The sequence below is a fragment of the Brevibacterium sp. genome (assembly GCF_052105255.1).
Lineage (GTDB): Bacteria > Actinomycetota > Actinomycetes > Actinomycetales > Brevibacteriaceae > Brevibacterium > Brevibacterium linens_B.
On record NZ_JBQDYQ010000037.1, the window covers coordinates 365 to 22,897 of the forward strand.

Genomic DNA, 22,533 nt, shown 5'->3' on the forward strand with positions numbered 1-22,533 from the left:
TGCGAACCTCGGCGGGCGCATGCGAACCTCGGCGGGCGCATGCGAACCTCGGCGGGCGCATGCGAACCTCGGCGGCGCATGTGAACCTCAGCGCTCGGCCATCGCCTCGAGCGCGGACTTCTCGACCGCCTCGGCGACGGCCGGGGCCACGCGGGAATCGAGCGCGCCGGGCACGATGTAGCCGGGCTCGAGGGCATCGCCGACGAGATCGGCGATCGCACGGGCAGCGACGAGCTTCATATCGTCGGTGATCTCGGACGCATCAGCGTCGAGCGCGCCGCGGAAGATCCCGGGGAACGCGAGGACGTTGTTGATCTGGTTCGGGAAGTCGCTGCGCCCGGTGGCCACCACGGTGGCGTACTTGGCGGCGACGTCGGGGACCACCTCGGGGTTGGGGTTCGACAGAGCGAAGATGATCGCGTCGTCGGCCATGTTGGCCAGGTGCGCCTCGTCGATGGTGCCGCCGGAGACGCCGATGAAGGCATCGGCACCGTCGAGGGCCTCGCCGATCCCACCAGCGAATCCGCGCGGGTTCGTCGACTCGGCGAGGAACTGCTTCGTCTCGGTCAGATCTGAGCGGCCGGACTCGACGACGCCCTTGGAATCGAGGACGACGATGTCGTTGACACCAGCGTCGGCGAGGATCTTCACCACGGCCACACCGGCAGCTCCGGCACCGGAGACGACAACGCGGACGGATTCGAAGGACTTCTTCACCACGCGCAGAGCGTTGGTCAGTGCGGCGAGAACGACGACGGCGGTGCCGTGCTGGTCATCGTGCATGACGGGAATGTCGAGGGCTTCCTTGACCCGATCCTCGATCTCGAAGCAGCGCGGAGCGGAGATGTCCTCGAGGTTGATCGCTCCGAAGGTCGGGGCCATGCGGACGATGGTTTCGACGATCTCGTCCGTGTCATTGGTGTCGAGTACGATCGGAATCGCATTCAGCCCGGAGAAGGACTTGAACAGGGCGCACTTGCCCTCCATCACCGGCAGCGAGGCGGCCGGACCGATGTCACCGAGGCCGAGCACAGCCGACCCGTCAGAGATGACCGCGACGAGCCGGCCGGTCCACGTGTGCGTGCGCGCCAGCTGCGGTTCGTCCTTGATCGCGGTGCAGACCTTGGCCACGCCGGGGGTGTACGCGATCGAGAGGTCGCGCTGGGTCTGGAGCGGTGAGGTGAGCTCGGCGGAGAGCTTGCCGCCTTCGTGCGCCTCGAAGATCTCGGCGTCGGTGATCGGGCCCTTCGAGCCCTGGTCGGAGGCGGCTGAGTTGTGAGCGGTGGTCGTCATGGTTGATCCTCGTGGTTGATGCGGCGGCGGTTGGTGAGCCTGCTGGGCTCGTGAGTTCTCGGTCGAGCGAGCACTCCGTTCGATGATCGGATCATCGGTGCAGCCGGCAGTGATCGTCTGGCCGTCGGCCGGCGCGGACACAGTCGACCGTGAGCGCCGGCGATGGTCTGGGCGAAGAACTGGTCACCAGTGAAGGATGGCGCGGTGACGTCGACGCGACCCGCGACATGACCCTAGGTGAAGGGCGACGCGGTTGCGCGCAGTGCGGATACGGCTCGCATGAGGCGAGTACCGACCTCATGGGTCGCATCCGGCAACCCGATCATCATAACCGATGCTGTGACCCGTTTCACTCTAAAATCCGCCCCCCACCGAGGCTGCCCCGCCGTTCCGGTGGCATGTTCTCCAGACCTTTGGACCCGGCGGGAGGGCCGTGGCCTTCGGCCTCACCGAGGCAGCGCGTCATTGATGCGCCCACCCATTTCGAAACTGCGCCGGGTCAGCGCCGAGGCGGCACATCCCGGTGGCCGACTCATTCCGTGGCCGCGACGGATCAGCGCCGAGGAGGCTTATCCGCCCCCGAATCGCAGCGGGCCTTCCCCGCAATCCTCACCCAGGTGCCGCACCCATGCAGAAACCATGCCTGACCGGCAACGATGAAATCCAAGGCCCTCATGTCAGTGCCGAATGCAAAGATGGTGAGGTAATCAAAGTTTCCTCGATCTCTCCTCGAAACATATTCGAATCTTTTCTTTGTTTTCTATTGTGACTATCCGTTTGGACGCTTACCATAGAGTTAATAGCTTTTCCAATCAGCACCACTCCCGACAACGAAGTCCGAGGCAGGTGAAAACGCAATGAAGGGCACCACCAACCGTTCGGCCCCCGGGCAGGCCGAAGAGCCGGGCGCAGCACAGACGTCGCCGTCACCACGATTCGCCGTCCGCTTCGAATCCAGCATGTCTCGCTTCGCCGAGAATGCCGTCGCTTCCGACCGCGCCCATTTCTCCCTCCTCGAGTCAGTCTCCTCAGTTGTCTTGGAACAGGTCTTCATCGCCCTCGAACTACCCGTGCCCGAAGGTTCCGAACCGTTTCGCTGCGAAACGATCTCCGCATCCTTCGAACGCCGCGCCAAAGAGTCCGAAGAGAACACCGTCTTCGGCGTTGCGGAGAAGTCGGAGTCCTCACCCAAGGGCGCGTCGTCAACCAAGAGCGCGTCTTCGTCCAACGGCGCGTCGTCGCCCACGGACGACACGACCAGCACCGGCGGCTCCCCTTCCGCGACAGTTGTGCTCTATGACGCCGACTTCGCCCGCGAACAGTTGCGCAAGGCGACTGAGCCCGAGGCGAAGGCGCTGCCCGAGTTCCCCGAGCTCGATGAGGGCATCTGCTTCTCGAAATGGGTCTATGACAATGTCGACGCTGAGGACCTCGTCGAGATCTCGACGGTGCTGGGGACCAACACTGCCCGTACCTACCGTCAGCTCACCGGCGCGATGACGATCTTCTATGGTCTGCCGCGCTTCGCTGACCGTGTCCGCGCCGGGGAGTTCACTCAAGCACATGTCGATGTGGTCGCCCGCCAGTGTGCTGATGTCGCGTTCGACTTCCTTCCGAAGCTCGACATCTTCCTGGCCGCGAGGCGCGCCGATATCACCTGCGAGACCCTGCGCCGGGATCTGGCGAAGATGATCGCCCTGCTCGTTCCGCCGGTCGACAACACCGAACTCGCCACCAAGCGTCGCCGCGTCGATGTCGAAGGCTACAAGGACGGCTCGGCCTGCCTGACCGTCAGCGGGCCTTCAGCGGAGATCTTCGCCTGCTACAACCGAATCCAGGGCATGGCGCTGGCCGTGCATGGAAAGAACAAGTCGGCGTTCAATCTGCCTGTGGGCGTTGAGATCAGCGATGACCGCTCCATCTCTCAGCTCGAGTACGATCTGTTCATCCGGCCTGTCCCGGAACTCAAGGTCAAAGTCATTTCGGTCGACCCGATCACGGGTATCCAAACCGCGGAAGAGAAGTCGCTGCTCGACACCGACGGCGAGCTCATTCCGGATATGGACTCCGACGACACTGTCGCCGACTTCGCGAAGCACGTTGCTTCGGGTTCAGCTGACGACACCACAGAGTCGTCCGGCCGGAGCTCGGCCGCTGGCTTAACGGATTCATCCGACGGATTCTCTGTCGCCAACCGACCCGACGGTTCGGCTTTCCGCCCCGACTGTAGCGTCGAAGGCCCGGACTCTGACGGCCCCGTTGAATATGTCGTCAAGCTGCGCATGCCCACCAATTCGTGGTGGCTGTCGCATCAGGCCGCCACCGTGGTGACCGTTCCCTTCCTCACCCTTACCGAAGATTCGGACCTGCCCGGCACCTTTGCCGACGGCTCGCCTGTACCCGCCGAGGTGGCCCGCACTATCGCCGGCCGCTCGAAGAGCATCCAACGGATTCTCACCGACCCCGGCACCGGCACTCCCATCGACGCCAAAGCGACCACCTACCAGGTCCCCAGGGATCTTCGGAAGACCTTGGTCGAGCAGTGGACCGTGTGCACCGTTCCCGGCTGTGTTCGTCGGGCTGAGAAGTCGGAGATCGACCATGTCGTTCCGTTCTTCCACCTGAATCCGCTCAAGGGCGGTCTCACTCGGTTCGGAAACCTGCATCCTCTGTGCAAGAAACATCATGCGTTGAAGACCGCCGGTCGCCTTCGGGTCACTATGCCCAAATCCGGTGAGCTCGACTACGAGTTCAAGCACGGGATCACGACTACTGTGTCGGCGCCCGGCCAGCCGATCAACGTTGCACAGACGCTCGAATTCGATGCCTTGGGACGACTGGGTCTCAAGCGGTGGAAACTGCCCTGGTCGATGGTCCCGCCAGCACCGAGGGTGCTCGAACTCATGCCTGGCGAGTCGACGATTCGTCAGCGCGACGAAGAGAAGCGCCGGCGCGACGAAGAGAGGCGCCAGCGAGAGGAACGCGAAGCCCGACAGCGGCGACTGTCGGAGGCGTATCGGGAGCAGCAGGCAGAAATCAGGCGGCTGCGGCTTGCACGCTGCCTCGATTGGGAGAACTCTGTCTTCCAGCCGTGCCTCCCCGCGGGAAGCGAACCCATGGCCCGGAAGCAGCTGACCGGTAACGCCAAGTATGCCCGAGTCGTCAAATGGGCGCGTCTCGCAGGTCTCGACATCGACGATATCGACGTCGACCCGAACGGGCTCGACAAACCCGGCACTCTGACCAACACTGGCTCGAGCATCAGCGACTCGGAGATCAATGCGCAGTCTGAGGACGCTGCCGGCTCCAAGAACGCTGGGTCCGACGACCCCTGGGACCACCGTTTCGTCTCCAAGACGGTGAACTGGGAACACGACCTCGGAGTCGATCCCCCACCGTTCTGATGACGCGCCGCGGAGCCTCTGACGTCATTGCAGGTGGGGCCGCTGCAGTTCAATCGGATGGAAGGCACCCAACCGTCCGGGCACGTAGACTCATGACAATTGAACGATCGCTCAGAGACAGGTGGAGATCGGACACGTTTCCGCCGACGCCTGGAGAAAGAGGAATAGATGAGTGTGCTCTATCTGGTTCGGCACGGACAGGCTTCGTTCGGCACCGATGACTATGATCGACTGTCCGACCTCGGCAAGGAGCAGAGCCGCATCACCGGTCGCTTCCTCGCCTCACAAGGACTCGAACCCGATCGCATCATCCACGGTGAGATGCTGCGGCAGCGCCAGACCGCCGAGGGCCTCCTTGCAGGACTCGGCCGCGATATGGACGCCCACGTCGACGCTGGCTGGAACGAATATGCCGCATGGGAACTCACCGGCGTGCTCGAAGATCTCGACCCCCGCGCTCAGCACGATTCGAAGATCTTCCAGGGAGAACTCGAACGCGGTGCCGCCCGGTGGGCCTCGGGTGAGCACGACGAGGACTACACGGAGACCTACAACCAGTTCACGTCACGCGTCGAACGGGCCCTCGATGATGCGGTCGCAGCCATGGAGTCGGGACAGTCGACGATCGTCGTCTCAAGCGCCGGCGCCATCGCGTGGACCGCGGCTCGCCTGATCGGCGGCGGCTTCGACCAGTGGATGGCCTTCAACCGAGTGACCATCAACACCGGCATCACGAAGATCATCACAGGCCGAGGCGGCACCAGCCTCATCTCGTTCAACGACCACGGCCACCAGGATCCGAAGAACGCCACCTACCGCTGAGGCGGCGAAAGCCGAACCGGCGAGTCAGCCGTGGCGGCGCATGCCGAACCGACGAGTCAGCCCGCCGTGGCAGCGGAAGCCGAGCCCGCGGGTCAGCCGTTCCCGCTCTCTCCTGATCGCCCGTGTTCTGTCCCCGTGGGGATCCCGATCACAACCGGTTCCGCAGGTCCGCAGCATCCGCCGGCGTTCGGTACACCGGCGACGTCGACGCTGTCGGCTGCGTCCGGTGCACCGGCGACGTCGGCAGCGCCCGGTGCTCGAACTGCGTCCGGCACGTCGGCTGCGGCCAAGTCGACAAAACCGGGTCTATTGGCAGGCGCATCACACGAAGATCCGATGTCAGCGGAACACACGCCGGTCTCCGGCAGGACGAGCTCGACTCGGTCTGCAGCTTCCAGGTCCCCTGCGATCGCTGCGACGACGGAACGGACCTGCTCATAGCCGGTGTACATGAGGAACGTCGGGGCTCGCCCGTAGGACTTCATGCCCACGATGTAGAAATCCGGCTCCGGATGCCCCAGCACCCGGGCTCCATGCGGAGGGACCGTTCCGCAGCTGTGATACTCGGGATCGATGAGCGGCCCCAACTGCTGCGGAGCTTCGACAACCGGGTCGAGGTCCAACCGGATCTCACGCAGGAATCCCAAGTCCGGACGGAAGCCGGTGGCCGGGACGACCCGATCGGCGTGGAGCGTCACCGGCTCACCGCCGGTCTCGGCAGCCACGGTGCCACCACCGTCGGCGGCGAACCCGGTGATCGTCGTAGAGGCATGAACGTCGATTGCTCCGTCTTCGACAAGACGGCGGAGCCGCGCGCCCAGGGCTCCACGAGCCGGCAGACCGTCCTGGTCCTCCCCACCGTAGACGGATGCCGGGTCTGCGCGCCTGAGCACCCAGCCGATTCGCGTGCCCGGCACTTCCGCACGCAGCTCCGCCAGTGCCAAGAGCGTGTTCGCCGCCGAATGCCCTCCACCGACGACAAGAGTCCGCCTCCCGGCGAAATGCTCACGTTCACGGCCGGTCACATCGGGCAGAGGCGAGGTGACGAACCCGCTGCGACGAGCCTCGACTTCGCCGGGCGCTGCGAGCCCGGACTGCCCGATCGGATTCGGGGTCTCCCATGTCCCCGAAGCGTCGATGACCGCCCTGACCTGGAAGTCCGCCGTAGTTCCATCGGAGTTCTGAGTGCGAACAAGAAAGGGAGTCGATTCACGCTGCGCGGTGCCCGTCCGGTCCATTCCGACTCGGCTCACTGCCACAACCCCGGTATCGGTGAGGATGGCGTCCCGGAGTTCATCTGTCTCGGCCAGCGGAATGAGATAGTCCCGGATGAGCTCGTCGCCGGTGGGCAGGTGCTCGCCGTCGGGTTCCTGCCAGCCGGCGGGCGCCAGCAGGCCGCGGGCCGCGACGTCGATGTTGTACTTCCACGGTGAGAACAACCCGATATGACCCCACTCGGCCACTGCCGCCGCAACGGAGGACCCCACTTCGAGGACGAGCGGTCGGATCCCGCGTCGGACCAGCTGGGCCGCGGCCGCGAGGCCGACGGGACCGGAACCGATCACGGCGACCGGCAGATCTGCGAGCGCGAAATCAGTCATTGGGAGCCGCCTCGGCGATGGGGTCCGACGTGGTCGTCGGCTGTGTGGATTTCGTCCCTGCGTCGGGGGCGAGATCGACGATGAGGGCTTCGACTCGGGTCCGGATCTCATCACGGATTCGGCGCACCGACTCCAGGCCCTGACCTGCAGGATCGTCCAGAACCCAGTCTTCGTACCGTTTGCCGGGGAAGATCGGGCACGCATCGCCGCAGCCCATCGTGATCACGACGTCGGAGGTGCGCACGGTATCTGCGTCGAGCAGAGTGGGACTGTTGCGGGTGATGTCGATGCCGAGCTCCCGCATGGCATCGATGGCGACGGGATTGATCGACTCGGCCGGTGCGCTGCCGGCGGACCGCACTTCGATTGATCCTCCGGCCAGTTCGCGGAGGAATCCGGCCGCCATCTGGGATCTGCCGGCATTGTGCACACAGACGAAGAGGACACTCGGCTCAGGCGCTGGTGTGGGACTCATGCTCGATTCGCTCCTTGAACAGACGGCGAGGGGAAGAAACGGGGTCGCGCCCAGAGCGCGACGTAGACGAGGGCGACGAGGATGGGCACCTCGATGAGCGGGCCGACGACTCCGGCGAGCGCCTGCCCCGAGGCGACGCCGTACGTCCCGATCGCCACTGCGATGGCAAGTTCGAAGTTGTTGCCGGCAGCGGTGAATGCCAAGGTCGTCGTCTTCTCATAGCCCAGGTTCAATGCCTTGCCGATGACCATCCCGACAGCGAAGACGACGACGAAGTAGACGAGCAGAGGCAGGGCGATGCGGGCGACATTGCCCGGGTGAGAGGTGATCTCGTCACCTTGGAAGGCGAAGAGCACGACGATGGTGAACAGCAGTCCGTACAGCGCCCACGGCCCGACCTTCGGGAGGAAGCGATCTTCATACCACTGACGCCCCTTCGCCTTCTCTCCCACCGTGCGTGTGAGGAAGCCGGCGAGAAGCGGGATTCCGAGGAAGACGAGGACGCTCGCGGTGATCGCCCAGAAGGAGAACTCGCTGCTCGTCGTCGGCAGCCCCAGCAGATTCGGCAGCCACTGCAGATAGAACCAGCCGAGGAGACCGAATGCGAGAACTTGGAACACGGAGTTGATGGCCACGAGCACGACGGCGGCCTCGCGGTCGCCACACGCCAGGTCGTTCCAGATGAGGACCATGGCGATGCACCTGGCCAACCCGACGATGATCAGTCCGGTGCGGTATTCGGGCAGGTCGGGAAGGAACAGCCAGGCGAGCGCGAACATGAACGCCGGAGCTGCCAACCAGTTGATGACCAAGGAGGTGACCATGAGTTTCTTGTCGGCCAGCACGTGCCCGGTCTCGTTGTACCGGACCTTGGCGAGCACGGGAAACATCATCACCAGGAGGCCGATGGCGATCGGCAGGGAGACGTCGGCGACCCTGACCGAGTCCAGAGCCTCGGCGAGACCGGGCACGAGCCTGCCCAACACCAGGCCCAAGGCCATGGCACCGATGATCCACAGCGGCAGGAATCGGTCCAGCGTCGACATCTTCGCCGCCACCGGCGATTCAGCGTTGGCAGTCGCCGTGGAATGCATGGTCCCCCTCGAGGTGCGAATCGTGCCAGCACCATCGTCATGTATCGGCACATTGAAGTTCATCGATACGATAGGACCACAAGACATCGACAAATGTCAATGTATGGGCATAATGGAAGAGTGACCACACAACCCGCGCCCCCTCGGACCGATGCGGACGTCTGCTGCCCGTCTCTGACCGTCTCGCCGTTGAGTCTCGATGACGCCCAGGATTTCGCGCGCATCCTCAAAGCAGTGGCCGATCCGACCCGGCTGCGGCTGGTCTCCCTCGTCGCCGCGCACGAGCAGCAGGAAGCGTGCGTCTGCGATCTCACCGAACCCGTCGGTCTCGGCCAGCCGACCGTCTCCCACCATCTGAAGATCCTCGTCGATGCCGGGATCCTGCACCGTGAGAAGCGCGGAGTCTGGTCGTACTATTCGCTCGAGGCCGCCACATTGAACCGCCTGTCGGAATTCCTCTCCCCCGGTTGAAGCGGCGCCCGGGTAGGACTCTTTCGCCGGGGCGACTCACTCCCTACCGCTGCCGGTGGACGTGCGCCACGGCTTCGGCGCGACTGCGCACGCCGAGCTTGCGGTAGAGCGCGGACCACCGGTTCTTCAGCGCCCCGGACACCGCCCCTCACACCCACCGATACTCGTACTCCGGCCGCCCCGGAGTCCCGTGCCGAGGTTGCTTGATCGCCTGCTTCGTCGAGACGAGGTGCTCCAAATACCGGCGGACGGTCACGCGAGACAGTTCAAGCCGACGCCCCACCTCGGTGGCGGAGACCGGAACCGTGGAATCGCGAACGAACGCGGACACGGCCTCCAAGGTCTCGGCGATGAGTCCCTTCGGCAGGGTCGTCGACGACACCGACCGCAGAGCTGAGAGCGCATTGTCCACCGAAGCCTGGGTCGCCAACGAACCCGATCCGCTGAGTCCGCGCCGGAACTCCCGCTGGTTCTCCAGCTTCTCCCGGAACGACGCGAAGGTGAATGGCTTGATGAGGTATTGGGTGATGCCCGACGAGATCGCCGACCGGATGACCTGCAGGTGCCGCACCGCGGTGATCGCGATGATGTCGACGTCCTGACCGCGCGAGTTCAGCCGCCCAGCCACCTCGAGGCCATGAGAATCCATGAGGTTCATGTCGAGGAGGACGATGTCGACCGGGGTGCCGGCCGCGGCGAGTTCGTCGAAGCGCTCGATCGCCTCGTGCCCACCCAGACACGTTCCGACGACGTCGAACCCGGGCACCCGGGCCACGAAGTCCGCGTGCGCCTGCGCCGTCATCGGATCGTCTTCGACGATGAGGACCCGCAGCGCGGCATCATCGCTCACGTGAGTCTCCTTCCGCCCGATCCTGGCTCGCACCCTCACCGTCCGTGGTGGGCTCCCTGGCAGAATCGTAGTCGCCGGCCCCGTCCGTGTCCCCCAGCGGGAGCGTGATCGTGAAGATCGCGCCGCCATCGGAGTCGACATCGATCTGCCCGCCGAGGCGGCTCACCGCCTGCCGGACCAAGACGAGTCCGAATCCGTGCCGTCCCACGCGTGCGGCCTCGGGTTTCGCCGAGGCGCCGAGGTGGAAGAGCGCCTCGATGTCGTCGCCCGCAATCCCGGCACCGGAGTCCGCGATGGTGATGATGAGCTCCCCGTCCGCGGCGACGAAGTCCGCCCACACGTGCTTCTCGTCCGCGTCGGCGACGGCGTCGAAGGCATTGTCGAGGAGGTTGCCGGCGACGGTGACGAGGTCGCGGGCATCGAGTCGTTCTGGAGGGAGTTCGCCGGTGGCGGTGACGGTGAGTTCGATGCCGCGTTCGTGGGCCTGCGCGGCTTTGCCGATCATGAGTGCGGTGATGAATGGTTCGTCGAGGGAGGCGACGAAGGAATCCGTCAGGCGCTGCGACTCCTGCTCATCCTTGACCGCGAAGTCGAGAGCCTCCTGCACCCGGCCGAGCTCGATGAGCGTGGAGACCGTGTGCAGCCGGTTGGCATGTTCGTGGGTCTGGGCGCGCAGGGCTTCGGACAGCGTCGTCATCGTCGCGAGCTCTCCGGTGAGCTCCTGGATGTCCGTGCGGTCGCGCAGGGTCGCGACGGTTCCGCCTTCGTCCCTGCCGCCGCGAGGCTGCCGGGCCTGCTTCTGACTGATGACGAGGACTCGATCCTCGGTGAAGTGGATTTCGTCGACGGCGACCCGACCGGTCGCAAGAAGGTCACGGACGGATTCGGGCAGGGCCACCTCGGCGAGGGAGATCGGCGTCGATTCCTCCACCGTGGGCAGGCCGAGCAGGGACGCGGCCTCATCGTTGTAGAGGACGAGTCGGCCGGAATCGTTGGCGAGGATGAGCCCTTCGCGCAGCGAATGCAGCGCGGAATCGTAGAACGCGAACAGCCGGCGCAGCTCCTCCGGACCATAGCCGAGGGTGACTCGGCGCAGGTAGCGGGCGAGCAGCCAGGAGCCGAGCCCACCGACGGCAAGAGCGGCGAGGCCGACGAGGATGATCTGGGGCAGGGAGGCCGCCTGCGCGACCGACAGGGTCTCGAGAGTCACGCCCACGGCGACCATGGCGGTGACCTCGCCGCTGGCGTCCGTGATCGGCACGATCGCGCGCACCGACGGGCCCAATGTGCCCACGTATTCTTCGGTCTGGGTCTGCCCTGCCCGGGCTTTTGCAGTGCTGCCGAGGTAGGTCTTGCCCAGCTGATCTGGGTCGGGGTGGGTGTAGCGGGTACCGTCGCGGTCCATGATCGTCACGAAATCCACCTCGGCGAAATCGATGACGGTCAGTGCATATGGCTGCAACCGAGCGGAGGGATCGTCCCCGGTCACAGCCTCGGCGACAAAGGGATCGTGGGCCAGCGTCTCCGCGATGGACAGAACCCGCTCTCCGGCGGCGTGCCGGATGTTGTTCAGCGTCGTCACGTAGCTCGTCACCGACAGCGCGGTGCAGACGAGGACGATGAGGACGAGTTGGACGAGGAAGAGGCGCCTCGCCAGGGTTCCGCCTCGGCGAGCCCGGAATCGCCCCCGGCCCCGCCATGGAGGGGCCGGGAGGGACGCCATTACTTCTTAACGCTCTTCTTTTTCTTCTTGCTGCCGCCGGAGATGAGGAGGGCCAAGCCGATTGCGGCCAGCCAAGTGTCCTTGGCCACTGCGGTGCCGTCCTCGGACGGGCGGATGCCGTCGTCCTTGGTCATCGAATCGATGGAGAAGTAGTTCGCGACGAGGCCGGCGGCAAAGGTCGTCAGCGCGGCACCGGCGATGCGGGTAGGCACGAACGGCAGCAGCAGTGCGGAGCCGACGGCGATCTCACCGTAGGACAGGAACTTCCCGAACTGGGCGGGGGTCATGTTCTCGACCATGGGCACACCGTTGGCGGCCATCTGCTGGAGTCCGGCCGCGGATTCCTCGTCGAGACCGAGCTTGCCGATGCCCGAATTGAAGATGAATGCGCCGGGAACTGCGCGCAGAAGTGCGGTGCTGAGTTTCATATCCTGCTCCTTCGTAATCGGATCGTCACTGAGCCAAGACTATCCGTGAGGGCGCAGGCACGCCACAGCTCAAGGGCTCTCGGAGCCATCTGCCGAGATTCTCAGCCCTGCGTGCAGGTGCGGATCCGCTCGATGAGATCGTCGAGGGCGTCGTCGAACTCGCGCTGGGCGTGGTCTTCCATGAGCAGGCCCTGCAATCGGGCCACCGTGGGGTACTCGCCGAGGTCGTCGCCGGCGGAGGACTCCTCCTCATCTCCGAGGACCTCCGGGGTCAGGGAGGCCGCTTGGAGCAGAAGCGCGCCGACGAGGAAGCTCGTGAAGGCCTTGTATGCCGCCACTGCCTCGGCGTCGGCAAATCCGAAGCGCTGCAGCGAGGACAGGAAGTCCTCGACCCAGCGCACGCTTCGCAGCGGCGGACGGAGCCAGGGCGCCTGAGGCGGCTGGGTGGCGATGAGCGGGAAGATCCGCGGATGCTTGAGGGCCAGATTCCGCGTGGCATTGGCGACACGCTGCAGATACTCCTCCCACGAATGGGAGTCCTCTGTCATGAGATCGTCGTCGAAGAGGCCGTCGATGAGCTCGTCGACCATGGCCTCGAGGAGGTCCCCCCGCCCCGAAACATGCCGATACAGTGCCATCGCCTCTACGTCCAAGGCCGTTCCGAGGCGACGCATCGTGAGCTCGCTGAGACCGCAGGCGTCGACGAAGGCGATCGCCGACTCGACGACCTGTGCACGATCAAGTCGCTGCTGAACCACGCGCGCCTCCCTTTCCTCGTCGGAGATGTCGCGAACCGGGCGGATTTCACCGTCAGTCTACCCGCTTGATCCGACGCGTCGAGAGAGCCCCTGATACCGCGATTACACTGTAAACTCTTCATGGATGACTAAGCTATCACCCAACATCGACCACCCGACTCGCCAGATCTATTGCGCAGCGAAAACGCGGTCTGCTAGATTGATTACACCGTAAACATGAATAGCGCTCGACAGAGCAGTACGTCCACCCCGATCTCTGCGAAAGGACGAATCATGGATTCCCACGACAAGACCGACAAAGTCTCTGACAAGGCTGAAGAGCTCAAGGGCAAAGCGAAGACCGCTGCAGGCAAGGTCACCGACGACAAAGGCCTCGAAGTCGAAGGCAGGACGGACGCGGCCAAGGGCAAGATCAAGCAAGTCGGCGACGACGCCAAGGACTCGCTGAAGGGCGTCAAGGACTCGCTCAAGGACTCACCGGAGGACTGAGGGACGCGGCTGGAGGGCGGAGGCACTGTCCGCCTCCGCCCTTCGGCCATGCTTTCAGATCTCATGCCCCAGAAGTCAGCGTGCCGGTACGATCCGTCCCGGCGGCACGAGAAGAAGAGAAGATGATGGGAACTGACCGCCATGCTTTCGTCGTGGTGGCCAATCGCCTCCCCGTCGACCGCATCGACGGGGCGTGGGAAGCCTCGCCCGGCGGGCTGGTCTCAGCCGTGGCTCCCGTGGTGCGTGAGCACGCCGGAGCCTGGGTCGGCTGGGTGGGCACGCACGACGCCAGCCTGGAGCCCTTCGATGTCGATGGGATGAGCCTTGTCCCCGTGCCTCTCAGCCTCGACGAACATCAGCAGTACTATGAGGGATTCTGCAACGCCACCCTGTGGCCGCTGCACCACGACCTCATCGTTGCGCCGCAGTACCACCGCTCATGGTGGCGGGCCTATCGGGAAGTCAACGCCCGATTCGCACAGGCCGCGGTCGAGGCCGCCGCGACTGGGGCGACAGTCTGGGTACACGATTACCACCTCCAGCTCGTACCGGCGATGATCCGCGCTCAACGACCGGACATCCGGATCGGATACTTCTGCCATATTCCGTTCCCTCCCGTCGAGCAGATGGCCCAGCTGCCCTGGCGTGACGAGATCCTCCGCGGCCTGCTCGGGGCCGATGTCATCGGTCTCCAGCGAGAGGCCGATGCCGCTAAGGCCCGCCAGGCTATGCAGAAGCTGCTGGGCATGGATCCCGAGGAACTTCGCGGCCGCGTCGGCTCGTACCCGATCTCGATCGACGTCGAGGAGATCCGGGCCGCGGCCGAATCCCCGGCGGTACAGGAGATGGCCCGATGCTTTCGCCGTGACCTGGGCGATCCCGCCACCCTCATGATCGGAGTGGATCGCCTCGACTATTCGAAGGGAATCCTGCACCGGCTGTGGGCTTTCGAGGAGCTGATCGACGACGGACTGCTCGATGCGCAGCGAACCTGCCTCGCGCAGATCGCAGTCCCCTCTCGCGAAGGCGTGCGCGCCTACCAGGACCTGCGCGACCAGGTCGAACATACAGTCGGGCGCATCAATGGGAGGTTCTCCACTCTCGGCCGCGATGTCATCCACTACTCCCACCACTCGTATTCGACAGAGGAAGCCGTCGCCCTGTACCTGGCCGCCGACGTCCTGCTCGTCACCTCTTTGCGGGACGGGATGAACCTCGTGGCCAAGGAATTCGCCACTGCCCGCCGAGGCAGGGGCGGTGCACTCGTCCTCTCCGAATTCGCAGGAGCCGCCGAAGAACTCGACCAAGCCATCGTCGTCAATCCCCATGATCGGGCCGGCCTGAAGGCGGCCATTCATCACGCGACCACGCTCAGCGAAGACGAGGCCCGGCGGCGCATGGATGCGATGGCCGACACCGTCGCCGCCTTCGACGTCCGCCACTGGGCGCAAGCTTTCCTCCACGACCTGCGAGACCCAGCATCTGCGGCGGCTCTGTCGCCCAGCGACTGGTGACACCGACGATTCTGACCGACCCACCCCAAGGAGACCACTGTGTACACGATGCTCAACAACCAGGAATCCTCGAAGTACGACCTCTACCTTCCCGGCAAGCTCGTCGCCGCGCTGCACTACAAACTCGAGCCCGACGCCAATGAGGTCATGTTCATCTACTGTGAGGCGATCGAGCCCACACAGGCCGACCGCCACCGGTGGGAGCTCATGCGACGGGCCGTCGAAGACGCGAAGGGCCGACGCCTCAAGCTCACCATCACCTGTCCCATCGGCCTCAAGGCCCTCGAGCAGCGGGCACCGCGTGACGATGCCGATCACCAGCACGCGGAGGAGCCGCAGGCCTGACCGTCGCCCGGCCTGACCCTCGCCGGCCCGTCCTCCCTGGCCATGCTCCTGCTTCGGCGCGTCTTACTCCTCCTGTGAACACTATGAACGCAACCGAGACACCCGTCACATCGGCTGGCACAGTTGTCGGGTACAGAACTACCGCGGCCAGCAGTCGCGCGCAATCACATCCACCGACGGGTGGGGTTGCGAACAGCATTTGGAGGAATCATGGCAACGTCGCCACCACAGCAAGGCGGGCCCGCGAACACGGGCAACGCCACCGCCGCAGCCACCGATCAGGGCGCCCCGCAGCGGAAGAAGGATCGCACTCACTGGCTCTACATCATGGTCATCGTGGCCGTGTTCGCCGGTGCCGCCATCGGGCTCATCGCCCCGGATGCCGGAATCGCACTCGAACCCCTCGGCAAGGCGTTCGTCGCGCTCATCAAGATGATCATCGCGCCGGTCATCTTCTGCACCATCGTCCTCGGCGTCGGCTCCGTGGCGAAGGCCGCCACCGTCGGCAAGGTCGGCGGACTCGCCCTCATCTACTTCCTCATCATGGCGACCTTCGCCCTGGTCATCGGCCTCGTCGTCGGCAACTTCATCCACCCCGGTGACGGACTGCACCTCCAGCCGTACGAGGAAGCCTCCGGTGGTGAAGAAGGCGGCATGGTCGCCTTCCTCATGACCCTCATCCCCGGTGACATCCCGGTGCTGCCCACCCTCGTGCTCGCGCTCCTCGTCGGGTTCGCCCTGCAGTCGATGGGCAAGGCCGGCGAGCCCGTGCTCACCGGCATCAAGCACATCCAGGCCGTGGTCTTCAAGCTCATGATGATGATCATGTGGGCCGCACCCGTCGGTGCCTTCGGTGCGATCGCCGCGGTCGTCGGCAAGACCGGCTGGGCTGCGATCGGGGCGATGGCGACCCTCATGGGCGCCTTCTACCTCACCTGTGCCCTGTTCATCGTCGTCGTCCTCGGCGGTCTGCTCAAGATCGTCACCGGCCTGAACATCTTCCTGCTGCTGAAGTACCTGGCGCGTGAGTTCCTGCTCATCTTCTCCACCTCGTCATCCGAGTCGGCCCTGCCGCGGCTGATCGCGAAGATGGAGCACGCCGGAGTCTCGAAGCCGGTCGTCGGCATCACCGTGCCCACCGGCTACTCGTTCAACCTCGACGGCACCGCCATCTACCTGACTATGGCGTCGCTGTTCGTCTCCTCGGCCATGGGCATGCCGATGTCGATCCCCGAACAGATCTCGCTGCTGGTGTTCATGATCATCGCTTCGAAGGGCGCTGCCGGAGTCACCGGTGCGGGCCTGGCCACGCTGGCCGCCGGCCTGCAGTCGCACCGCCCCGAGCTGCTCGACGGCATGGGCGTCATCGTCGGCATCGACAAGTTCATGTCCGAGTGCCGTGCGCTGACGAACTTCACCGGCAATGCCGTGGCTACCCTGCTCATCGGCAAGTGGACCGGCGAGATCGACATGGACCAGGCCCGCGCCACCTTGTCCGGCCAGAACCCGTTCGACGAGCTCTCGCTCGAACCCGACGTTCACGGAACGCCGACGAATGCCCCCGAGGCGGACGCGGCCCTGCCCGAACCCCAGACCACCGTGGCCGCCGATAGCCAGGCGAAGGCCGGCGTCGTGAGCTGACCTTCCGAGCCGTCCCAAACCACACCACCACGGGTGCCGTCGTCCTCCTCGTGAGGATGCCGGCACCCGTGTGGTTTCGTCTCCCCTCGCCGAGGCGGCCGTGTACGGCAAACCGTGAACCAACTCGTCTGGATCCTGGACGTGCTGGCAGATCATCGTGCCCTCAGGTACCTGCTCGCTAACCACGGACTGACACCGGATGAGGCCGCCCACCTGGCTGTAGTGCCTGCCCAGCCTGCGTAGTCCAGACCATGCATGTTTGGCAGCAATCGAACTCTGGAATTACACTTCGTTATGGCGTAACATTGTGTACATGAGCACTGCCGAGTTTGATCGTTTACCTCGTCTGCGGTCAGCCTTAGACCGCCAGGGCAACCCCATGAGCGTTGCCGCATTCCTGGACGTCTTGAAGCAAGTGGCAGCCCCCGGGTCAGAGGCCCTGACCGCCGGTGAGCGCGACTACCTGCTCGAGAACACAGACCTCACTGAGAAAGATCTGTCTTCGGAGGGACTTGCGGCGGCACGTCTGCGGATCGCGGAGGATCGAGCGCTTGCTGAGGAAGAGGCTGTGGAGTCTTCCCTCACAACGAAGCAAGTGGCTGAACTTCTCGGCAAGCACGCGCCTGCTATTCGTCGTTACAAGGGAAGTGGCGAGCTGTATGCCCTGCCGACCGCCGCGGGCCGCGACACGCTATACCCGGCGTGGCAGTTCGTGGATGGCAAGAAAACTCCGGGGCTGAGTGAGATCATCCCGCTGTTTCCGCAGTACACGCACCCTCTGGAAGTCCAGCAGTTCATGACTGAGCCGCACGAAGACCTGGGTGAGCGATCGCCCGTGCAGTGGTTGAATGCCGGCGGCGATACCCAGGCAGTAGCTGATCTGGTTGAAGAACTGAGCTACGAGTGAGCTCGGTTCATCCGAAGAACCCGAAGGCACCGCGCGATCCACTTACATTGCCGCCAGACTCCATTTACGAGTGGGATAAGCCGCTATGGCGCATCCACACCCTAGACGGGCGGCACCCGTCGGCGTGGAATGAGCTGCGTTGGAATGGTCCGATCCGTTCAATGCGGTGGGACCCACAGCGGGGTCCGCTCAGTGCCCGTTCAGATGTTGGTGTGACGTACGTGTCGCCGGACTATGTCACCTGTTTTGCCGAGGTGTTTCAGGCCAAGAGGATGATCACTTTGACATCGGATCGGGCGTTGACCAGTTGGCGGCCGTCGCGTCCACTTCAGCTGTTGAATCTGCTGGGCGGGTCCGGCACTGGAGACTGGGCTGTGCAACAAGGTGCTTCGGCGTCTCTTCCGCAGGCCCCGAAAAGCACCTGCCGGTCGTGGGCTGCGTCAATCTTTGAGCAGCTGGGGGATAAGATCGACGGGCTGCTGGTCCCATCGACGGTTGTAGGGGATGAGTCCTTAGTTCTGTTCAATCGGGCTGAGACTGCCTTCCCGTCGGCGCCGTCGTTCTCCCGCACCCTTGAGCATGACTCCGTAGGAGCATTGGCAGTGCAAGTTCAGGCCCGGTTGCACTGGCCAATACGGTAAGCAGCCGAACCGCACGCTACTGATCCGCCGCGTGCTCCCGTGCCTGGCTGACCACCGCGGAAGCGATGTCGTTCGGGTGTGATTCGGGGAGCCAGTGAGACGCACCTTCGAGAGAGACAAAGCGAAAGGGCCCTTCGACGTAGCGAGCGCTGAGCTCTGCAGTTGTGCGGGAAAAGGCGATGTCCTCACTGCCCCAGATGAAGCTCGTGGGCACCGTGATGGGAGTGCTCGGCGTCCGATCGCTGCCATCCATCGCTTGGTAGTACTTGAGCACGGACAGAAAGGCCCCTGGCTCACTGAATCGCTCAACATAGGAGGCCGCGAGATCATCGGGGACGGCGCCGCCGTAGAGGTTGACCAGCTTCTTTCCCTCATCGCGCAGCAATGTTCGGGCCACTCCCTCCGGGTGATCTTGGATCGACCGCATATAGCCCATGCGTTCATACTGCTCGTCGTCCGTCTTCAGCTGTTTGCCCAGCGCTCTGGGATGCGGGGTCGACACGACGGTGCAGGTGTGCAGACGCTGCGGGTGGTTCGCGGCAAAGGGCCAAGCCACCAGTCCACCCCAATCATGACCAACGAGGTGGAAGCGTTCGAGTCCCGCCGCGCGGGAGACTTCGTCGAGGTCGGCGACCAGGCGCGCTATCGTATACTCCCCGACTGAATCCGGGCGTACTCCCGGTGAATATCCTCGCTGGTCGTAAGCGAACACACCCATACCCTGCTCGAGGAGCAGCGTTGCGGTCTTCTCCCAGCACGAGGCGAATTCAGGCCACCCGTGCAAAAGGACCGCGTCACCGAGGTCAGGATCCTGGTGCGCGGGCGTTGCTCGGAAAGCGGCGAACTCACCCTGGTCAGTGGACACCGTCAGAGCTTCGGCGGCGGCAGTCGTCGGCAGCTCTGCCAAGCGCGCGGCCACGGATGCGTTGTCGAACGGGGCACCGTTGTAGGGCTGGGACGTCGTCGATGTTGCCATGGGTCAGTCTCCTCGTTGATCAAGGTGCATGGGTTCTCGGTCCAGCGGCCACCCGCCACCGGCCGCTGGGCCTTCGGCCGATGCTGGGCACCCGGCGGCCCGGTGACTGCTATTTGCGACGTGAACCGTCGGTGGGGATGCCCAGCGCGTTGACCCACAGTTTGGTCGCGGTCTCCACGAGCAGTTCGTCACTGCCCCAGTCCGGTTCCTCGACCGCATATTTGAAGTACGCCATCCGCCCGACCATCGCTGACAGCGCCCGGGCGGACATGAGGGGGTCGAGACTCGGGTCGACATACCCTTCGTCCTGAAGCTTTCGGATCCACCGGCAGTTGCGTCTGGAGAAGGCCCGCGCCCGGTCGAGGCGCAGTCGACGGAAGTTCGCGTCGATCGCGGCGACCTGTTCGAGCAGGAGCATCAGCTTCGCGTTGCGCTTATACGACTCGATGTATGCACGGTGTCCGGCTCGCAGCTGCTCGATGACGGTGCGCTCTTCGTCGCCGCTGTGCGGCGGGCCCGGGTGGAGCATGTCCTCCTGGGCTTCGCTGAGCACAGCAGCGAAAGCCTGCTCCTTGCTGTCGAAGTAGGTGTAGAACGTGCCCGTGGAGCACTTGGCCTCTTTGGTGATGTCGGTCAGCCGAGAATCGATGAAGCCATCACGTTCGAACACGACTCGAGCGGCGGCGACCAAGGCCGCTCGGGTGCGGGTTCCCCTCGTGGTCGTCGGGAGATCGCGCAGGAGCGCGGTATCCACGAGCGTGGGGAGATCCTCAGCTGAGCCTTCGGTCGTCGACATGACAGCCAATCCTACAATCCATTTCTCGGGCACGGGCAGAGTGCAAGCTCATGAGGTCAGCCCGCTCTCCCGCGCAACAGCCCATCCCTGATCGATGATCGCCTGGACGTCGCGGGCCGTGGGCACGCCGTGGGCAGCGGCGTTCGCAGGGTTGTCCGCGACGCGGCGACGGACGCCTTCGGCGATGATCGCGATCTTCCACAGCCCCAGTGTGTGCCAGAAGCCGAGCGTTCGCTTGTTGCGACCCGAGACAGCCAGGTATTCGGCAGAGATCTCGGCGCGGGTCGGGAATCCGTCCACTGCAGTCGGGGCGCCGTCGGGCACCTCGCCGGCCTGCGTCCAATACGCCAAGGAGCTGCCCACATCGGCCAGCGGGTCACCCAGTGTCGCCAGTTCCCAATCGAGCACTGCTCGGATGTCACCGGTGGCGCTGTCGATGATGACGTTACGGATGTGGAAGTCACCATGGACCAGAGTGATCTCGCCAGGCTCGGGCAGGTGCTCGGTCAGCACCGTCGTGAGAGCGTCGAGATCGGGGCGGTCTTGGGTCCGGCTCTCCTCGAGTTGGCGGCTCCACCTCTTCAGCTGCCTCGGCGCATAGGGCTTCCGAGACGCCAGGTCGCCCAAGCCGACAGCGTCGATGTCGACGGCGTGGATCTTCGCCAGGGTCCGAGCGAGTTCGAGGCCGAGACGTCTGCGCGCCTCGGTGCTGAGCTTTCGGGCGGCCTCCTCGTCGTCGATGACGGTTCCCTCGACGTGTTCCATGATGACCACGGGGACATCGGCGACTGCGGAATCCTCACAGACACCGAGGGTGGCTGGGACCGGCACTCCGGTTGCCTGGAGTGCGGAGATGATCCGATGCTCCCGGGCCACGTCATGGGCCGACGCGAGGAGGTGCCCCAGCGGGGGACGACGGGCGATCCACGACCGGCCCGCCTCGTCGTCGATGCGGTAGGTGAGGTTCGACTGCCCCTGCCCCACACGGGCTCCGCGGAGCGAACCGGTCACCGGCTCGCCAGCGTCCCGTATCCATCTCGCCAGGCTCGGCAGGTCGAGTTCGACGCTCATCGGGACTCCCGTGCGTTCTTCCTCCGTCGCAGTTCACGCCGCGCGATCGACCGTTTGTGCACCTCGTCGGGACCATCGGCCAATCGCAGTGTGCGCTGATGGGCGTAGAAGCTGGCCAACGGAAAATCGTCGGTGACTCCTCCGCCGCCGTGGACCTGGATCGCCCGGTCGATGATCGTCAGCGCCATGTTCGGGGCCTTGACCTTGATGGCCGCGATCTCCGTGGCCGCTTCCTTGTTGCCGACGGTGTCCATCATCCACGCAGCCTTGAGCACGAGGAGGCGGGTGGCTTCGATCTCGACGCGTGCCTCGGCGATCCAATCCTGGATGTTCGCCCGATCTGCCAGCGGCTGACCGAAGGTGACTCGTTCCTGGGCACGATCGATGAGCAGGTCGAGGGCCCGTTCGGCCATCCCGATCGAGCGCATGCAGTGGTGGATGCGGCCCGGACCCAGCCGGGCTTGGCTGATGGCGAATCCGTCGCCCTTGCCGGACAGCAGCGCGGTCTTCGGCACTCGCACGTCCTCGAACATCACCTCGGCGTGGCCTTCCCTGTCGAGGTAGCCGAACACCGGAAGTCCCCGGACCACGGTGATGCCGGGAGTGTCCTTGGGCACGACGAGCATCGACTGCTGCCGGTGGGTCTCCGCGTTCGGGTCGGTCTTGCCCATGACGATGAAGACCCGACAGTTGGCGTGCAGAGCGTTCGAGGCGAACCATTTCCGCCCGTTGAGCACGTAGTCGTCCCCGTCGGAAACGATGCTCATCTCGATGTTCGTCGCATCGGAGCTCGCCACCGCCGGTTCCGTCATGCAGAACGCCGAGGCGATCTCACCGTCCAGCAGCGGCTTGAGCCACTTCTCCTTGTGTTCGTCGGTTCCGAAGAGCGCAAGCACTTCCATGTTCCCGGTATCGGGGGCGTTGCAGTTGATGGCCTCGGGGGCGATCTCTGCGCTGCGTCCCGTGATCTCGGCGAGGTGGGCGTACTGGAGGTTCGTCAGTCCTGCACCCCATTCGTCGTACGGCAGGAACAGGTTCCACAGTCCCTGGGACCGGGCCTCACGTTTGAGGTCTTCGAGGACGGGCGGGTGGAAGTTCGGGTCCCCGGCCTCGGCCCGCTGCCGGTGGTAGACCGGCTCAGCCGGGTAGACGAAGTCGTCCATGAAGGCGTTGAGTCTGGCCTGATAGTCACGAGTCTTCTCATCTGGTGCGAAGTCCATTGTTCCTGCTTTCT

The 22,533-nt window shown here is 64.6% G+C and carries 21 protein-coding genes; 9 read left to right on the forward strand and 12 right to left on the reverse strand.

What is annotated here, in order from left to right:
• Positions 1-87: 87 nt before the first annotated feature.
• The gene (locus ACTIIH_RS10875) at positions 88-1,293 is read right to left on the reverse strand and encodes an NAD(P)-dependent malic enzyme (protein WP_441451736.1); all 1,206 of its coding nucleotides are present in this window, start codon (positions 1,291-1,293) and stop codon (positions 88-90) included.
• Between the two features lie 857 nt (positions 1,294-2,150).
• Between ACTIIH_RS10875 and ACTIIH_RS10880 the strand changes: the two genes are divergently transcribed.
• Together ACTIIH_RS10880 and ACTIIH_RS10885 are read left to right on the forward strand one after the other, a co-directional pair.
• On the forward strand, positions 2,151-4,697 hold the full coding sequence (locus ACTIIH_RS10880; protein WP_441451737.1) for an HNH endonuclease signature motif containing protein: 2,547 nt from the start codon (positions 2,151-2,153) through the stop codon (positions 4,695-4,697).
• Positions 4,698-4,865: 168 nt separating this feature from the next.
• On the forward strand, positions 4,866-5,519 hold the full coding sequence (locus tag ACTIIH_RS10885; RefSeq protein ID WP_441451738.1) for a histidine phosphatase family protein: 654 nt from the start codon (positions 4,866-4,868) through the stop codon (positions 5,517-5,519).
• 92 nt (positions 5,520-5,611) lie between these two features.
• Here the strand turns inward: ACTIIH_RS10885 and ACTIIH_RS10890 are convergent, their stop codons facing one another.
• Genes ACTIIH_RS10890 through arsB form a run of 3 tightly spaced genes read right to left on the reverse strand, consistent with a single transcriptional unit; the run spans position 5,612 to position 8,689 of the window.
• Positions 5,612-7,120 (reverse strand): NAD(P)-binding domain-containing protein, encoded by a 1,509-nt coding sequence (locus ACTIIH_RS10890; RefSeq protein ID WP_441451739.1) that lies wholly within the window; start codon positions 7,118-7,120, stop codon positions 5,612-5,614.
• Positions 7,113-7,595: an arsenate reductase ArsC gene (locus ACTIIH_RS10895; RefSeq protein ID WP_441451740.1), complete on the reverse strand. Its 483-nt coding sequence runs from the start codon at positions 7,593-7,595 to the stop codon at positions 7,113-7,115. The genes ACTIIH_RS10890 and ACTIIH_RS10895 overlap by 8 nt, the downstream gene beginning before the upstream one ends.
• Entirely contained in the window at positions 7,592-8,689 is a 1,098-nt protein-coding gene (arsB, locus tag ACTIIH_RS10900; RefSeq protein ID WP_441451741.1) for an ACR3 family arsenite efflux transporter, read from the reverse strand. Before arsB ends, ACTIIH_RS10895 begins: the two co-directional genes overlap by 4 nt.
• Before the next feature lie 99 nt (positions 8,690-8,788).
• On the opposite strand from arsB, the gene ACTIIH_RS10905 reads away from it, so the two are divergent.
• A complete protein-coding gene (locus ACTIIH_RS10905) occupies positions 8,789-9,160 on the forward strand; it encodes an ArsR/SmtB family transcription factor (RefSeq protein ID WP_441451757.1) in 372 nt (123 codons plus the stop codon).
• A gap of 148 nt (positions 9,161-9,308) precedes the next feature.
• Here the strand turns inward: ACTIIH_RS10905 and ACTIIH_RS10910 are convergent, their stop codons facing one another.
• From ACTIIH_RS10910 to ACTIIH_RS10925, 4 genes are all read right to left on the reverse strand, one after another.
• Entirely contained in the window at positions 9,309-10,010 is a 702-nt protein-coding gene (locus tag ACTIIH_RS10910; RefSeq protein ID WP_441451742.1) for a response regulator, read from the reverse strand.
• A complete protein-coding gene (locus ACTIIH_RS10915) occupies positions 10,000-11,733 on the reverse strand; it encodes an ATP-binding protein (protein ID WP_441451743.1) in 1,734 nt (577 codons plus the stop codon). Before ACTIIH_RS10915 ends, ACTIIH_RS10910 begins: the two co-directional genes overlap by 11 nt.
• The gene (locus ACTIIH_RS10920) at positions 11,733-12,161 is read right to left on the reverse strand and encodes a hypothetical protein (RefSeq protein ID WP_441451744.1); all 429 of its coding nucleotides are present in this window, start codon (positions 12,159-12,161) and stop codon (positions 11,733-11,735) included. Before ACTIIH_RS10920 ends, ACTIIH_RS10915 begins: the two co-directional genes overlap by 1 nt.
• Positions 12,162-12,262: 101 nt before the next feature.
• On the reverse strand, positions 12,263-12,919 hold the full coding sequence (locus ACTIIH_RS10925) for a TetR/AcrR family transcriptional regulator (RefSeq protein ID WP_441451745.1): 657 nt from the start codon (positions 12,917-12,919) through the stop codon (positions 12,263-12,265).
• Between the two features lie 273 nt (positions 12,920-13,192).
• Here ACTIIH_RS10925 and ACTIIH_RS10930 point away from each other — a divergent pair, with 273 nt between their 5' ends.
• The 6 genes from ACTIIH_RS10930 (at position 13,193) to ACTIIH_RS10955 (ending at position 18,456) form a co-directional block, all read left to right on the forward strand.
• Complete coding sequence (locus ACTIIH_RS10930; protein ID WP_098730305.1) at positions 13,193-13,408, forward strand: CsbD family protein; 216 nt, start codon at positions 13,193-13,195, stop codon at positions 13,406-13,408.
• Between the two features lie 122 nt (positions 13,409-13,530).
• Positions 13,531-14,922 carry an alpha,alpha-trehalose-phosphate synthase (UDP-forming) gene (locus ACTIIH_RS10935; RefSeq protein WP_441451746.1) on the forward strand — a complete coding sequence of 464 codons (1,392 nt, stop codon included), beginning with the start codon at positions 13,531-13,533 and terminating at the stop codon, positions 14,920-14,922.
• A gap of 39 nt (positions 14,923-14,961) precedes the next feature.
• A complete protein-coding gene (locus tag ACTIIH_RS10940) occupies positions 14,962-15,267 on the forward strand; it encodes a hypothetical protein (protein ID WP_441451747.1) in 306 nt (101 codons plus the stop codon).
• 210 nt (positions 15,268-15,477) lie between these two features.
• A complete protein-coding gene (locus tag ACTIIH_RS10945; RefSeq protein ID WP_441451748.1) occupies positions 15,478-16,908 on the forward strand; it encodes a cation:dicarboxylate symporter family transporter in 1,431 nt (476 codons plus the stop codon).
• A gap of 313 nt (positions 16,909-17,221) precedes the next feature.
• Positions 17,222-17,815 carry a hypothetical protein gene (locus tag ACTIIH_RS10950; RefSeq protein WP_441451749.1) on the forward strand — a complete coding sequence of 198 codons (594 nt, stop codon included), beginning with the start codon at positions 17,222-17,224 and terminating at the stop codon, positions 17,813-17,815.
• Positions 17,812-18,456 carry an RES family NAD+ phosphorylase gene (locus tag ACTIIH_RS10955; protein ID WP_083532401.1) on the forward strand — a complete coding sequence of 215 codons (645 nt, stop codon included), beginning with the start codon at positions 17,812-17,814 and terminating at the stop codon, positions 18,454-18,456. The genes ACTIIH_RS10950 and ACTIIH_RS10955 overlap by 4 nt, the downstream gene beginning before the upstream one ends.
• Positions 18,457-18,472: 16 nt before the next feature.
• Here the strand turns inward: ACTIIH_RS10955 and ACTIIH_RS10960 are convergent, their stop codons facing one another.
• The 4 genes from ACTIIH_RS10960 to ACTIIH_RS10975 all read right to left on the reverse strand — a co-directional run bounded on the left by ACTIIH_RS10960 (position 18,473) and on the right by ACTIIH_RS10975 (position 22,519).
• A complete protein-coding gene (locus ACTIIH_RS10960; protein ID WP_062860774.1) occupies positions 18,473-19,432 on the reverse strand; it encodes an alpha/beta fold hydrolase in 960 nt (319 codons plus the stop codon).
• A 109-nt stretch (positions 19,433-19,541) separates the two neighbouring features.
• Positions 19,542-20,228 (reverse strand): TetR/AcrR family transcriptional regulator, encoded by a 687-nt coding sequence (locus tag ACTIIH_RS10965; RefSeq protein ID WP_441451750.1) that lies wholly within the window; start codon positions 20,226-20,228, stop codon positions 19,542-19,544.
• Between the two features lie 48 nt (positions 20,229-20,276).
• Positions 20,277-21,299 (reverse strand): phosphotransferase family protein, encoded by a 1,023-nt coding sequence (locus ACTIIH_RS10970; protein WP_441451751.1) that lies wholly within the window; start codon positions 21,297-21,299, stop codon positions 20,277-20,279.
• Positions 21,296-22,519, reverse strand: coding sequence for an acyl-CoA dehydrogenase family protein (locus ACTIIH_RS10975; RefSeq protein ID WP_441451752.1), 1,224 nt, complete (start codon positions 22,517-22,519; stop codon positions 21,296-21,298). Before ACTIIH_RS10975 ends, ACTIIH_RS10970 begins: the two co-directional genes overlap by 4 nt.
• Positions 22,520-22,533: the final 14 nt, after the last annotated feature.

Coding starts and splice junctions, on each gene's coding strand:
- arsB (WP_441451741.1), bottom strand. CDS start 8,689: ATGCATTCCACGGCGACTGCCAACGCTGAATCGCCGGTGGCGGCGAAG.
- ACTIIH_RS10935 (WP_441451746.1), top strand. CDS start 13,531: ATGATGGGAACTGACCGCCATGCTTTCGTCGTGGTGGCCAATCGCCTC.
- ACTIIH_RS10950 (WP_441451749.1), top strand. CDS start 17,222: ATGAGCACTGCCGAGTTTGATCGTTTACCTCGTCTGCGGTCAGCCTTA.
- ACTIIH_RS10895 (WP_441451740.1), bottom strand. CDS start 7,595: ATGAGTCCCACACCAGCGCCTGAGCCGAGTGTCCTCTTCGTCTGTGTG.
- ACTIIH_RS10960 (WP_062860774.1), bottom strand. CDS start 19,432: ATGGCAACATCGACGACGTCCCAGCCCTACAACGGTGCCCCGTTCGAC.
- ACTIIH_RS10965 (WP_441451750.1), bottom strand. CDS start 20,228: ATGTCGACGACCGAAGGCTCAGCTGAGGATCTCCCCACGCTCGTGGAT.
- ACTIIH_RS10920 (WP_441451744.1), bottom strand. CDS start 12,161: ATGAAACTCAGCACCGCACTTCTGCGCGCAGTTCCCGGCGCATTCATC.
- ACTIIH_RS10915 (WP_441451743.1), bottom strand. CDS start 11,733: ATGGCGTCCCTCCCGGCCCCTCCATGGCGGGGCCGGGGGCGATTCCGG.
- ACTIIH_RS10885 (WP_441451738.1), top strand. CDS start 4,866: ATGAGTGTGCTCTATCTGGTTCGGCACGGACAGGCTTCGTTCGGCACC.
- ACTIIH_RS10970 (WP_441451751.1), bottom strand. CDS start 21,299: ATGAGCGTCGAACTCGACCTGCCGAGCCTGGCGAGATGGATACGGGAC.
- ACTIIH_RS10975 (WP_441451752.1), bottom strand. CDS start 22,519: ATGGACTTCGCACCAGATGAGAAGACTCGTGACTATCAGGCCAGACTC.
- ACTIIH_RS10945 (WP_441451748.1), top strand. CDS start 15,478: ATGGCAACGTCGCCACCACAGCAAGGCGGGCCCGCGAACACGGGCAAC.
- ACTIIH_RS10890 (WP_441451739.1), bottom strand. CDS start 7,120: ATGACTGATTTCGCGCTCGCAGATCTGCCGGTCGCCGTGATCGGTTCC.
- ACTIIH_RS10930 (WP_098730305.1), top strand. CDS start 13,193: ATGGATTCCCACGACAAGACCGACAAAGTCTCTGACAAGGCTGAAGAG.
- ACTIIH_RS10875 (WP_441451736.1), bottom strand. CDS start 1,293: ATGACGACCACCGCTCACAACTCAGCCGCCTCCGACCAGGGCTCGAAG.
- ACTIIH_RS10880 (WP_441451737.1), top strand. CDS start 2,151: ATGAAGGGCACCACCAACCGTTCGGCCCCCGGGCAGGCCGAAGAGCCG.
- ACTIIH_RS10905 (WP_441451757.1), top strand. CDS start 8,789: ATGTATGGGCATAATGGAAGAGTGACCACACAACCCGCGCCCCCTCGG.